This is a genomic window from Microbispora sp. CSR-4 (assembly GCF_008033685.1).
GTDB lineage: Bacteria > Actinomycetota > Actinomycetes > Streptosporangiales > Streptosporangiaceae > Microbispora.
The window spans coordinates 62,437-75,068 of the sequence record NZ_VJVX01000036.1 but is presented as its reverse complement, the minus strand read 5'-3'; the positions used below and the strand labels follow the sequence as shown (position 1 = coordinate 75,068).

The window sequence follows — 12,632 nt, the reverse complement described above, 5'->3', positions numbered from 1 at the left end:
CCTCGCCCCGCACACGACTTCAGGCCGCGTAGCGGCTGGCGGGGCGGTCCAGGCCGAGCCGCCCGCGCAGGTCCGCCGTGTCGTACGCCGACCGGAACGCGCCCGCGTTCTGCAGGGCGGGCACCAGGCCACGGGTGATCGCCGTCAGGTCGTGCGGCAGCACGCCCGGCCTGAGCCGGAAGCCCTCCAGCCCCGCCTCCCGCCACTCCAGCAGCAGCCCGGCGAGCTCCTCGGGGGTGCCGGTGAAGACGTGGGCGTCCGACTCGAACGCCGCGCCGTCGAGGTCGTCCAGCCGGGCCTTGCGCCCGGCCGCGTCGTGGGCGTCGAGGAACACCACGAGATCCGCGAAGATCCGCAACGGCGGCTCGGTGCGTCCCACCGCCGCCTCCGCGGCCCGTACGCTCCCGACGATCGCCGCCGCGTCCTCCCGGTCGCGCGGCGTGACGTACACGACGTCGGAGGACCGGGCCGCGAACTCGTACGGCAGCCTGTCGTGGGCCAGGGAGGTGACCAGCGGCTGGCCCTGCGGGGAGCGCGGCGTGATCGAGGGGCCCTTCACGCTGAAGAACTCGCCGCGGAAGTCGATGTAGTGGAGCTTGTCGCGGTCGATGAAGCGGCCGGTCGCGACGTCGCGGATCTCGGCGTCGTCCTCCCAGCTGTCCCACAGGCGGCGGACCACCTCGACCGCGTCGGCGGCCTCGGCGAACAGGGCCCGCACGTGCTCGGCGAAGGCGGGATCCCGGTCGAGGGAGTAGTCCTGCGGCGGGAACGGAGGGCGGCGGCCGAAGTGCGCGACGTAGTCGGGACGGCCGGAGATCTGGGGCCGCCAGCCGGCCCTGCCGCGGCTGATGTGGTCGAGCGAGGCGATGCCGATCGCGACGTGGAACGGCTCGGTGTGCGTCGTGCTCGTGGTCGGCACGAGGCCGATCCGCGAGGACAGCGGGGCCACCCGCGAGGCGATCAGCACCGCGTCGAGCCGCCCGCGCACCTGGTCGAGGCGGCCGTCCGGCTCGTTGAGCCGGGAGGACTGCAGGCCGAGCGCGTCTTCGAACGTGACGAAGTCGAGCAGGCCGCGCTCCGCCTCGGCGACGAGCTCGGCCCAGTATCCGGGGGTGAACAGCCGGTCGGGCCGCGCGCCCTCGGCCCGCCACGCGGCCGGGTGCCAGCCCGCCCCGTCCAGCGCGACGGCGAGATGCAGGGTCATGAGGTCTCCTCGATGCGGTTCGGAGTGCGGGGGGCGAGGCCGAGGTGGTCGCGGAGGGTGGGCCCGGTGTAGTCGGCCCGGAACACGCCCTTCTCCTGCAACAGGGGGACGACCTTGTCGACCAGGTCGTCCAGCCCGCCCGGGGTCAGGTGGGGGACGAAGATGAAGCCGTCGGCCGCGTCGGACTGCACGAAGTGGTCGATCTCGTCGGCGACCGTCCGCGGCGTGCCGATGAAGGTCTGCGGCGTGGAGACCTCGATGGCGAGCTCGCGGATCGACAGGTTCTTCTCCTCGGCGAGGGCGCGCCACTTGGCCACCAGCTCGCCGCGGTCGCGGCGGAACGCCGCGTGGCCCTTGGTCACGCCCTCGTCCAGGTTCGGCTCGACGTCGGGCAGCGGGCCGTCGGGGTCGTATCCCGACAGGTCGCGGCCCCACACGGCCTCCAGGAAGTAGAGCGCCGTCTGCGGGCTCACCTGCGCGCGGCGGATCTCGACGGCACGCTCGGCGGCCTCGGCCTCGGTGTCGCCCAGCACGTACGTCACCGCGGGCAGGATCTTGAGGTCCTCGGGCCGCCTGCCGTACGCCGCGAGCCTGCGCTTGACGTCACGGTAGAAGGCGCGGCCCTCCTCCAGCTTGCTGTGCCTGCTGAAGATCACGTCGGCCGACGACGCGGCGAACTCGCGGCCCTCGTCGGAGTCGCCGGCCTGGATGATCACCGGGTGGCCCTGCGGGCCGCGCGGCACGTTGAACAGCCCCGAGATGTCGAAGTGCCGGCCCTGGTGGCGGAACGGCGTGACGCCGCCGGGCCGCAGGAACCGCCCCGACCGCGCGTCGGCGGCCACCGCGTCCGCCGCCCACGAGTCCCACAGCTCCCTGGCGGTCTGCAGGAACTCCTTCGCCCGGGTGTACCGGTCGGCCTCGGCGAGGAAGCCGCCCCGGCGGAAGTTCTCCCCGGTGAAGGCGTCGAAGCTGGTCACCACGTTCCACGCGGCCCGGCCGCCGCTCAGGTGGTCGAGCGTGGCGAGCCGCCGCGCCACCTCGTACGGCTCGTTGAAGGTGGAGTTGACGGTCGCGGCGAGCCCCAGGTGGGTGGTGACGGCGGCCAGGGCGGAAAGGACGGTGAGCGACTCCGGGCGTCCCACGACGTCCAGGTCGTGGATGCGTCCCTTCGCCTCGCGCAGCCGCAGCCCTTCGGCCAGGAAGAAGAAGTCGAACTTCCCGCGTTCGGCCGTCTGGGCCAGGTGACGGAACGAGTCGAAGTCGATCTGGCTGCCCGACGCGGGATCGGACCAGACCGTGGTGTTGTTCACGCCGGGGAAGTGCGCGGCGAGATGGATCTGCTTGGTCACGAGGACTCCTGGTGTCGTGAAACGGTCGCCCGATCTGCCGGTCTCACGCGACCGGCACGTCGGCGGGCACGCGTACGGTGGCGAACGTCGTCCGCCGGCGCAGGCGGAAGCCGAGCGCCTCGTAGACCCGGATGGCGGAGACGTTGCTCGCGGCGGCGTGCAGGAACGGCGTCTCGCCGCGGGCGCGGATGCCGGCGGCGACGGCCAGGACCAGCCGCGACGCCAGGCCCTGGCGGCGGAAGGCCGGATCGGTGCAGACCGCGCTGATCTCCGTCCAGCCGGGCGGGTGCAGCCGCTCCCCGGCCATCGCGACCAGCGCGCCGCCGCGGCGGATGCCCAGGTAGGTGCCCATCTCGATGGTGCGCGGCCGGAACGGGCCCGGCTGCGTGCGCGCGACGAGATCCAGCATCTCGGGCACGTCCGCCGCCCGCAGGCGGACCGCCTCGTCGTCGGGGGCGGGGACCACGTCGTCGCCGACGAGTTGCACGCCCTCGCCGTGCGCGACCACCTCCCACCCGTCCGGCAACCCGTCCGGCGCCGCGATGGCGTCGCCGGTGACCGCGACCGTCGCACCCGGCCCCGCGAGCTTGGCCAGGTCGTTCCAGTCCGCGGGGCCGGGCTCGTCGGGCAGCGCGAAGAACGGGGACACATCGTCCGGGTAGCGCAGCGCGCCGCCGCACCGTTCGGCGAAGCGCGCGTGCGGGCCGGTCAGCGACGCCCACGCGGGGTTGTCCAGGAGGTGCCGGTCGCTCACTTCGGCTCCCCTCGGGGCGCCTCGCCGCGGCCGGCGCTCACGCGTCCACCTCGATCACGATCTTGCCGCGGGCGTGGCCGTCCTCCACCGCGCGCAGGGCCTCGGGAGCCTGCGCGAGGGGGAAGGTCCGCGTGACGTACGGCCGGAGGGCGCCGCTCGCGGCGAGGTCGGCCACCGCTTCGAGCGTCGCCCTGTCACGCGCTCGCAGGACGAGGGAACCGCCGAGCCGCGTGACCGTCTCCCCGTCGGCCGCGCTGATCAGCTTCGACCGGTCCTTCAGCACCTCGGCCGCCTCCTCCAGCGCGGCGCCGCCGACCAGGTCGTAAACCGCGTCGACGCCGTCCGGCGCGGCCGCGCGGATCCGGTCGGCCACGCCGGGCCCCGGCTCGACGTGGACGACGCCGAGCGACTCCACGAAGTCCTTCTTGCCGGAGCCGGCCGTGCCGATCACGGTGACGCCGGTGTGCCTGGCGATCTGCGCCGCCGCCACTCCGACCCCGCCGCCGACGCCGGTGATCAGCAGGGTGGCGCCGGCCGGCAGTCCGAGCTGGCGCACGCCGTCGTAGGCGGTGGCGGCCGCCACGGGCAGGGTCGCCGCGTCGGCGAACGACAGGCCGTCGGGCTTGCGCGCGGTCAGCTCGCGGGGGAGCAGCGCGTACCTGGCGAATCCGCCGGCGACCGTGTTGCCGAACACCGCGTCACCGGCCGCGAACTCGGTGACGCCGTCCCCCGTCTGCTCGACCACTCCGGACACCTCGCGGCCGAACACGGCCGGGAACTCGACCGGGACGATCTGCGCGAGGTGACCCTCGCGCTGTTTCCAGTCCACGGGGTTGACTCCGGCGGCGCGCACCGCCACGAGCACCTGCCCGGGACCGGGCACCGGCCGTTCGACGTCCGCGAACGCCTCGACCTCCGGGCCTCCGTATCGGGTGAACACATATGCCTTCGGCATCGGACCTCCTGTCGTTCGTCCGCCTGCCACGTATCCTAGATAAAAACCTACTAAACAAGTAGGTGTTGACGGTATTGCGTCTATGTGCTGAAGATGAAGACATGTCAGACGTCCGGGGCGCGGTGACCGCGCCCGCCGTGCTGGAGGAGACGGCGGCCGAGTCCGCCGGCTCCCTGACCGTCGTCAAGGCACGCCACCCAGGGCGCTGGATCGCCGGCGCGGTGGTCGCGGTGCTGCTGGCGATGGCGGTCAACGCACTGATCACCAACCCGGCCTGGGACTGGCCGGTCGTCGGCGCGTACCTGTTCCACCCCTCGGTGCTGCACGCGGTGCTGTTCACGGTGGAGCTGACCGCGCTCGGCATCGTGCTCGGCTTCCTGCTGGGCACCGTGCTCGCGCTGATGCGGCTGTCGCGCGTCCCGCTGCTCGCGTCGGCGGCCTGGGGCTACGTGTGGCTGTTCCGGTCGGTGCCGCTCATCCTGCAACTGCTGTTCTGGTACAACCTCGCCGCGCTGTACAAGCAGATCTCGTTCGGGGTGCCGTTCGGGCCCGCGTTCTTCTCCGTCGACTCGATGGACCTGATCGGGCCGGTGACGGCCGCCGCGCTCGGCCTGGCGCTGCACCAGGCGGCGTACGCCGCGGAGATCGTGCGGGGCGGTTTCCTCTCGGTCGACCCTGGCCAGATGGAGGCGGCCGCCGCGCTCGGCATCCCGAGGGCCAGGCAGATCTTCCGGATCCAGCTTCCGCAGGCCATGCGGTCGATCGTCCCGGCGGCCGGAAACGAGATCATCGGCCTGGTCAAGGGCACCTCGGTCGTCTACATCATGGCGCTGCCCGAGCTCTTCTACCAGGTCCAGGTGATCTACAACCGCAACGGCCGGGTGATCGCGATGCTGCTCGTGGCCGCGATCTGGTATCTCGTCCTCACCACGGTGCTGTCGGTCGTGCAGCACCACGTGGAACGCAGGTTCGGCCGTGGCCTCGCGCGGGCACTGCCGCCCACGCCGCTGGAGCGGGCGCGCCGGATCCTCGCCGTACGGCGGGCCGCCCGGCGGCAGGGCCCGGCCTGGGACGGAGGCGGGCGGCGATGAGCACCCCCATGGTCGACGTGCGCGGCGTGCACAAGAGCTACGGCCCCCTGGAGGTCCTGCGCGGGGTGGACCTGACGGTCCGGCCCGGCGAGGTGACGGTGATCATCGGTCCGTCCGGATCGGGCAAGTCGACGCTGCTGCGCAGCATCAACCACCTGGAGAAGATCGATCGCGGCTACGTCGCCATCGACGGCGAGCTCGTCGGCTACCGGCGGTCCGGAGACCGGCTGTACGAGCTGCGGGAACGCGACATCCTGCGCAGGCGCACCCAGATCGGCTTCGTCTTCCAGAACTTCCACCTGTTCCCCCATCTCACCGTCAGGGAGAACGTGACCGAGGCCCCCATCTCGGCCCAGGGCCGCCCTCGCGAGGAGGCCGAGGCGCTGGCGGCCGAGCTGCTGGAGCAGGTGGGCCTGTCGGACAAGGCCGACGCATATCCGCGGCAGCTGTCCGGGGGGCAGCAGCAACGGGTCGCGATCGCCCGGGCCCTGGCGCTGCGGCCCAAGGTCGTGCTGTTCGACGAGCCCACCTCGGCACTCGACCCCGAGCTGGTGGGCGAGGTGCTGGAAGTGATGAAGGCGCTCGCCCGCAGCGGCACCACCATGATCGTCGTCACCCACGAGATCGGTTTCGCCCGCGAGGTCGCCGACACCGTGGTCTTCATGGACGCCGGTCAGATCATCGAGCACGGCCCGCCCGGGCAGGTGCTCGACCGGCCGGCGCACGACCGCACACGCGCCTTCCTCAGCAAGGTGCTCTGACCCCCCAAGGAATCGCATGCCATCCCTATCCCGGTTGTCCGTGCTGGGCGCGTCCGCGCTGCTGCTGCTGCTCGCCGCCTGCGGCACGGTTCCCGACGACGGCACCGTCGCTGTGGAGGCCGAGGCCGTCCCGCCCGGCGTCTTGAAGATCAACACGAGTCCGGAGCAGAACCGGATCCGGGCCGCGAAGGTGGAGGCGATCGCCGCCGAGGTGCCCGCCGCGATCCGGGACAAGGGGGAGTTCCTGATCGGCACCTCCACGTTCGAGCCGCCGCTGTCGTTCGTCGCCGACGACAACGTCACCCCGATCGGGGTGGAGGAGGACATCGCCTCCCTCGTCGCCGACGTGCTCGGCCTCAAGCTGCGCATCGAGGCCACGTCGTGGGAGAACCTGTTCCTCGCGGTGCGGTCCGGCAAGTACGCCGCCGGCTTCTCCAACATCACCGTCACCGAGGAACGCAAGGACATCTACGACTTCGCCACCTACCGGCTGGACCAGCTCGCCTGGGAGGTGCCGAAGGACAGCACGATCACCTCGATCGCCAAGCCCGCCGACGTCGCCGGGCTCAGCGTGGCCGTGGGCTCCGGCACCAACCAGGAGAAGATCCTGCTGGGCTGGGACAAGCAGAACCAGGCCGCCGGGCTGAAGCCCGTCCGGATCCAGTACTACAAGCAGGCGGCCGACACCTACCTGGCGCTCAAGTCGGGCCGGATCCAGGCGTACTTCGGGCCCAACCCGACCTCCGCGTATCACGCCGCGGTGAGCGGAGACACGAAGATCGTCGGCACCTTCTCCGGCGCCGGTCCCACGCTCCAGGGCCTCATCGCCGCGATGACGCAGAAGGGCAACGGCCTTGCCAAGCCGATCGCCGACGCCCTCAACGCGCTCATCAAGGACGGCACCTACGGCAAGGTGCTCGCCCGCTGGGGCCTGTCCAACGAGGCCGTCCCCGAATCCCTGATCAACCCGCCCGGCCTGCCCCGCGAGCAGTAGGCCGTCAGTAGGCCGTCTCCGCGAAGAGGCACCCGCCAGTTCGGCGGCGGGTCGGCCCGGTAAAGCAGGCGCCCACCCCTGGGGGCGGGGGTGGGCGCCGGAGCCGACGGGCCGCGGGTCTACTTGAGGATCGGGAAGCGGCGGACGAGCGGGATGGCGGCCCACCGGGTGCCGAGCCCGAGGGTGGTGCCGGCGCCCGCGAGGGCGAGGCCCGCCAGGACGATGGCGTAGACGATGTGCTCGTCCATGAAGGGGTTGGTGGTCAGCGGCAGTTCGGCGGCCCACATCATCAGCAGGAGCAGCCCTCCCGCCCCGGCGGCGATGCGCATGCCGATGCCGAGGACGAGTGCGGTGCCGATGCCGGCGAGGCCGGTCATGAACAGCCAGTCGACCCAGGCCTGACCCGCGAGGGCGCCGAACAGGCCGCCGAACGTGTGCTCGGCGGTGCCCTTGAGGAAGCCGGTGGTCGGGCTGCCGCCGTTGATCCACGCCTTGGCGGCGGGGGTGGCGAAGCCCCAGCCGAACAGCTTGTCCAGGAAGGCCCACAGGAACACCCAGCCGATGGCGATGCGGGCGGCGGCCCACACGTACCGGACCGGACCGGTTCCCGTGGTGGCGGGCGTCTCGCCGGGCGTGCGGGGGGCGGGGACGGTGGGAGCGGCGGCGTGGAGGTGGTGATTCCTCTGCTCGCGCCTTTCGACGGTGGCCATGACCGGCCCCTTTCGACGTCTTATCTCTTTTCTCGACATCTCAAGGAAACCGCGATCACCAGCCGCGCCACAGGTGCCGTACGGCACGCTCAGACCGGCGTGAAGTCCCCTGATCGTGGGACCTTCGGTCCGAGCCGGTCAGACGGGAGGATCGGCTCGGCCGGGGGTGGCCCGATCAGCTCCGGGGCGAGTCGCCGATGCCGATGACGGCCCGGCTGCTGCGGAGGAACGAGGCGGCGACGGTGGCCGGCTGGTCGAGATATCCGGCGACCATGGCGCCGTCGCGGATCAGCATCAGGTCATCGGCGACCTCGGCGGCGTTCGTGACCCCGAGCGGGGCGACGAGCTGCTCGAGCGCCGTCCTGTTCCAGCGGCGATGCGCCTCGACGGCCTTGCGGATCGGGCTGTCCGCGTCGGGGTATTCGGCGGCGGCGTTGATGAAGGGACAGCCGCGGAAGCCGGGCGTGCAGGCGATCGTCCCGATCGCCTCCGCGATCGCCCGCAGGGTGGCGTCGACATCGCCGTCGCCCTGCTTGACGGCCGCGCAGATGCCGTCCCGCTCCAGGGCGGCGCGGCGTTCGAGGTAGGCGACGACGAGGTCGTCCTTGCTCTTGAAGTGCCGGTAGAACGTGACCTTCGTCGTGCCGGCGAGGTCGATGACCTTGTCGACGCTCACCGCGCGGAGCCCATGCGCGTAGAACAGCTCGGTCGCCGCGTCGACGAGGCGCTCACGCATGGGGCTGCTGCTCATGCTCGAGATCATACGCATTCCTCCCTTGCGCCGGACTCGCCGGCGGGCTACCGTCTGCCAAGTAGAGTTACTAGTCATTCTACCTAGCTTGCCTGCCGAAAAGGGGAGACCATGACCACCGTCGCCGACAGAAGCGCCGGCCGCACCGCCATGGCGTTGCGGAACCTCTACGTCGTGCGCTTCGCGTTCGCCCTCGTCTGGGCGATCCTGCTGTTCCTGACGCAACCGGCCACCAGCCCGCTGGGCACGGCCCTGCTCGTGATCTATCCGCTGTTCGACGTCGCCGCGGCGCTCGTCGATCTGCGCTCCACGACCGCGCGCCCCACCGCGGCCCTGTACGTCAACCTGGTCCTCAGCCTGCTGACCGCCGTCGGCCTGGCCGTCACGGCGTCCTCGGGCGTGCCCGCGGCGCTGCGGGTCTGGGGCGCGTGGGCGATCACCGCCGGAATCGTGCAGCTCATCGTGGGCGTCAGCCGGCGCAGCCTCGGCGGCCAGTGGGCGATGATCCTCAGCGGAGGGATCTCCGCGGTCGCCGGCACCGCGTTCATCGTCCAGGCCGGCACCCCGGCCGCGTCGCTGACCAACCTCGCCGGGTATGCGCTCTTCGGCGGCATCTTCTTCCTCGTCTCCGCCCTGCGTCTGAACCGCACCGTCAAGAGCGCGTGAACCGCGCCCCGGAGCCTTCCGGCCGCCGACCACGCCGTCCCCTGAGCAGAGGCACCGCGCTGCTCGGGGGACGGCGCGCTGTTCGCGCGCGGGCCCCGAACCGCCGAACCTCGCCTCGCTCCTGGAAGACGCCGGCCTTCGGCCCTCCGAGACCGAGACGGGCATGTGGAAGGCCCTGCACGCGGCGCCGTCCGTGCCCCGGGCCGGGGAACTCGACATCCGCCGCGTCACCACTCCCGGGCAACTGGCCGACTACGCGAGCGTCCTGGCGGCGAACTGGAACCCGCCCGCCGTCACGGTGCGCCGGTTCTTCGGGGATGCCGCCACACGGGCGCTCGCCCCCGGCTGCCCGGCCCGCTATCTGGTGGGCTACGTGGGAGGCCGCCCCGTCTGCTCCGCCGAGGTCTTCCGCCACGCGGGAGTCGCCGGAATCTACAACATCGCCACCGTGGCGCCGGACCGCCGGCGCGGATACGGCGGTGCCGTCACCTCGGCGGTCCTGCGCGTCGCGTACGACGAGGGGCACCGCACCGTGGTCCTCCAGGCGTCGTCGGCCGGGGAACCCGTCTATCGCCGTCTTGGTTTCATCCCCTGCGGCGGCTTCAGCGAGTACGCCGTCAGTTGACGCCCCGGAAAGGCACTACCGGTCGTGATTCGCGGCTTTCTGCCCGGGTTCGGGGAAGTCCGCGGGGATGGCGCGCAGGTGGCCGGTCAGCCATCGTCCCGTGACGGCGATGGCCGCGAGCGCGGCGGCGGCCAGGGCGAGGTCGGGCCAGGCGGGGTGACGCACCGCCTCGACGAGCGTCAGCGAGGCGGCCAGGACGACCAGCACGAGGGCGAGCCCGCGGTGGAAGCGCCCCGCCTCGGAGTGCGGCCAGGGCCGCGGCCCCCGGACGATCTCGTGTCCGTCGTGCGAGGGAGCGTGGCCGGGCTCGCGATGGCGTTCGGAACGCCCCGCGACGCGGCGGGCCAGGAGGTCCAGCCCGGCGGCGGTGACGAGCAGCCCGGCCGCGTAGCCGTACGCGAGGACGGACTCCGTGACGAAGGGACCGATCATGCGCTGTCCACCGGCTCCCGGACGTCCGACAGCCGGGGCGCGGGGGTGAGCCCGGTGGCCGGGTCGGCCGCGGCCTGGCGGCCCCTGTGGCGTACGCCGAGCCAGGCGATCCAGCAGAAGGGCAGCACGCCGCCGACGATGAACAGCGCGTCGCCGGGCAGCCGCAGCCACTCCAGAAGCGTGGTGGTGCTGCCGGTGAGGTAGCCGAGCGAGCGCGCCTCGAAATAGCCGGAGGCCACCGACTCGTGCAGTTGCAGGAACCCGAGCGGCAGCAGGGTGGCGAAGCACATCCAGGCCAGGCCGATGTTGAGGGACCAGAAGGAGACCCTGGCCCACTTCTCCGGCCACCGGCCGGCGGGGATCAGGTAGCGCAGCACGAACAGTCCCAGGGCGACGGCGAGCATGCCGTAGACGCCCATCATCGAGCCGTGCGCGTGGTTGGCCGTCAGGCCGGTGCCGATCTCGTAGTAGGACACGATCGGGAGGTTGATCAGGAAGCCGAAGACGCCCGCGCCGAGGAAGTTCCAGAAGCCGACGGCGACCAGGAACATCACGGCCCAGCGATGCGGGAACGGCGTGCGCGACTCCATGTGCTGACGCGCTCCGAGCTGCACGAACGACCACGCCTCCACGGTCAGGAAGGTCAGGGGGACGACCTCCATCGCGGAGAAGAACGCGCCCAGCGCGAGATGCTCCACGGGCTCGCCGCTGAAGTACAGGTGGTGCATGGTGCCGATCACGCCGCCCGCCGAATAGAGGATGACGTCCAGATAGATCACCACGAGGGCGACCCGCTCCCGCACCACGCCGAGCTGGACGAACATGTAGGCGACCATGACGGTGGTGAACAGTTCGAGGAAGTCCTCCACCCACAGGTGCACCACCCAGAACCGCCAGAAGTCGGTGACGGTGAAGGTGTCGCCCGGTCGGGCCAGCAGCCCGACCGCGTAGACGCCGGGGATCGCCAGGCCGGCCAGGAAGAACAACCAGGGCAGGTTGCCGCGGCTGTCCCTCGCCAGGGTCCCGCGCAGCACCCGCCACATCATCACCGCCCACAGCGCCATGCCGGCGGCCAGCAGGATCTGCCAGACGCGGGGGAGATCGAGCCATTCGAACTGCTGGCTGCCCCAGAAGCTGCCCGGCGGGACGAGTCCGTGGATGCTCAGCCCCTCCGCGACGAGGGAGCCGGACGCCACGACCACCAGGGCGATCAGGAGCGTCCAGGCGAGCCGCCCCTGACCGCGTGGCTCGCCCCCGGCCATGAGCGGAGCCAGGAAGATGCCGGCCGCGAGGAAGGCGGCCACCACCCAGAACAGCGACAGTTGCAGGTGCCAGGTGCGGGCCAGGTTGAACGGCAGCAACCCGGCCAGGTCGAAGCCGAAGAAGCTCGTGAGGTCGGCCCGGTAGTGCTCCGTCGCACCGCCGAGCAGCACCTGGGCGAGGAAGAGCAGCGCGACGACGAGGAAGAAGAACGCGGTGACCCGCTGCGCGGGCGTGAGCGCCACCTGGTCGGGGGAGCGGAAGTCGACGGCCTCCGCCTGACGGCCGCGCCAGCCCAGATGGGCGCCCCACCGGCCGACGGCCCCGAACAGCGCCCCGATGCCGGCCAGCAGGGCGATCAGCGACACCACGCTCCACAGCACGGCGTCGGCGGTGGGCGCGTTGCCCACCAGCGGCTCGCCGGGCCAGTTGTTGGTGTAGGAGTAGCCCGCGCCGGGGCGTTCTGCCGCGGCGATCCAGGCCGTCCAGGACAGGAACGCGGTGAGCTGGTGGATCTGCCGCGGGTCGGTGATCGCGTACGGACGCAGTCCCTTGCCGGTGCGGGGGTCGGCGAAGTAGCCGCGATAGTGGCCGACGAGGGCGGTGAAGGCGTCCGCCTGCGCCGGCGTGTAGGTCAGCACCCCTGAGCGGGGGTCGTAACGGTTGGCGCGGAACTCCTGCCTGACCTGCTCACGGGCACGGTCGCCGCCGCCGTGGGCCCGCAGGGCGATGGTGGCGGCCCGGCGCAGGTAGTCGGCCGTGTAGTCCGGCCCGAGATAGCCCCCGTGCCCGAGCACCGACCCGTACTGCATGAGCCCGTTGGCGAGGAAGACCTGCTGCCCGTCGGCGACGTCGCGGCCGGTGAACACCTCCTGCCCGGACTCGCTCGCCACCAGCCGCGGCACGGGCGGCTTCGCGGCGTACGTACGGAGGGCGAGCACGCCCATGACGAAGAACCCGAACACCGACACCAGCGCCGCCGCCTGGATCCAGCGCCTGGAGACCAGAAGCCCTCTGCGCGTCCCCGCCCCTGGCACAATCGATCACCGATCTCGATCAGGAAGGGGGAGAGATCCCTAC

13 protein-coding genes are annotated in these 12,632 nt (G+C 71.9%); 5 read left to right on the top strand and 8 right to left on the bottom strand.

Annotated elements, in window-relative coordinates; genetic code table 11:
• Positions 1-19: 19 nt before the first annotated feature.
• Genes FLV34_RS24775 through FLV34_RS24760 form a run of 4 tightly spaced genes read right to left on the bottom strand, consistent with a single transcriptional unit; the run spans position 20 to position 4,262 of the window.
• Entirely contained in the window at positions 20-1,204 is a 1,185-nt protein-coding gene (locus FLV34_RS24775; protein ID WP_147944203.1) for an LLM class flavin-dependent oxidoreductase, read from the bottom strand.
• The gene (locus FLV34_RS24770) at positions 1,201-2,553 is read right to left on the bottom strand and encodes an NtaA/DmoA family FMN-dependent monooxygenase (protein ID WP_142649721.1); all 1,353 of its coding nucleotides are present in this window, start codon (positions 2,551-2,553) and stop codon (positions 1,201-1,203) included. Before FLV34_RS24770 ends, FLV34_RS24775 begins: the two co-directional genes overlap by 4 nt.
• A gap of 43 nt (positions 2,554-2,596) precedes the next feature.
• On the bottom strand, positions 2,597-3,307 hold the full coding sequence (locus FLV34_RS24765) for a GNAT family N-acetyltransferase (protein ID WP_147944202.1): 711 nt from the start codon (positions 3,305-3,307) through the stop codon (positions 2,597-2,599).
• A gap of 37 nt (positions 3,308-3,344) precedes the next feature.
• Entirely contained in the window at positions 3,345-4,262 is a 918-nt protein-coding gene (locus tag FLV34_RS24760; RefSeq protein ID WP_147944201.1) for an NADP-dependent oxidoreductase, read from the bottom strand.
• Between the two features lie 101 nt (positions 4,263-4,363).
• Here FLV34_RS24760 and FLV34_RS24755 point away from each other — a divergent pair, with 101 nt between their 5' ends.
• From FLV34_RS24755 to FLV34_RS24745, 3 genes are read left to right on the top strand one after another with little or no spacing between them, the layout of a single operon-like run.
• Positions 4,364-5,353 carry an amino acid ABC transporter permease gene (locus FLV34_RS24755; protein ID WP_147944200.1) on the top strand — a complete coding sequence of 330 codons (990 nt, stop codon included), beginning with the start codon at positions 4,364-4,366 and terminating at the stop codon, positions 5,351-5,353.
• Positions 5,350-6,114, top strand: a complete 765-nt coding sequence (locus FLV34_RS24750; RefSeq protein ID WP_142649717.1) for an amino acid ABC transporter ATP-binding protein — start codon at positions 5,350-5,352, stop codon at positions 6,112-6,114. Before FLV34_RS24755 ends, FLV34_RS24750 begins: the two co-directional genes overlap by 4 nt.
• A gap of 16 nt (positions 6,115-6,130) precedes the next feature.
• Complete coding sequence (locus FLV34_RS24745) at positions 6,131-7,108, top strand: ABC transporter substrate-binding protein (RefSeq protein WP_142649716.1); 978 nt, start codon at positions 6,131-6,133, stop codon at positions 7,106-7,108.
• A gap of 119 nt (positions 7,109-7,227) precedes the next feature.
• Here the strand turns inward: FLV34_RS24745 and FLV34_RS24740 are convergent, their stop codons facing one another.
• The gene (locus FLV34_RS24740) at positions 7,228-7,818 is read right to left on the bottom strand and encodes a hypothetical protein (RefSeq protein ID WP_240971762.1); all 591 of its coding nucleotides are present in this window, start codon (positions 7,816-7,818) and stop codon (positions 7,228-7,230) included.
• A gap of 175 nt (positions 7,819-7,993) precedes the next feature.
• Positions 7,994-8,569, bottom strand: a complete 576-nt coding sequence (locus tag FLV34_RS24735; RefSeq protein ID WP_261985886.1) for a TetR/AcrR family transcriptional regulator — start codon at positions 8,567-8,569, stop codon at positions 7,994-7,996.
• Between the two features lie 111 nt (positions 8,570-8,680).
• Between FLV34_RS24735 and FLV34_RS24730 the strand changes: the two genes are divergently transcribed.
• Positions 8,681-9,235 (top strand): hypothetical protein, encoded by a 555-nt coding sequence (locus FLV34_RS24730; RefSeq protein WP_147944198.1) that lies wholly within the window; start codon positions 8,681-8,683, stop codon positions 9,233-9,235.
• Positions 9,236-9,398: 163 nt separating this feature from the next.
• Entirely contained in the window at positions 9,399-9,860 is a 462-nt protein-coding gene (locus FLV34_RS24725) for a GNAT family N-acetyltransferase (RefSeq protein ID WP_147944197.1), read from the top strand.
• 15 nt (positions 9,861-9,875) lie between these two features.
• Here the strand turns inward: FLV34_RS24725 and FLV34_RS24720 are convergent, their stop codons facing one another.
• Positions 9,876-10,292 carry a hypothetical protein gene (locus tag FLV34_RS24720; RefSeq protein ID WP_147944196.1) on the bottom strand — a complete coding sequence of 139 codons (417 nt, stop codon included), beginning with the start codon at positions 10,290-10,292 and terminating at the stop codon, positions 9,876-9,878.
• Positions 10,289-12,589, bottom strand: coding sequence for a nitric-oxide reductase large subunit (locus FLV34_RS24715; protein ID WP_222709612.1), 2,301 nt, complete (start codon positions 12,587-12,589; stop codon positions 10,289-10,291). Before FLV34_RS24715 ends, FLV34_RS24720 begins: the two co-directional genes overlap by 4 nt.
• Positions 12,590-12,632: the final 43 nt, after the last annotated feature.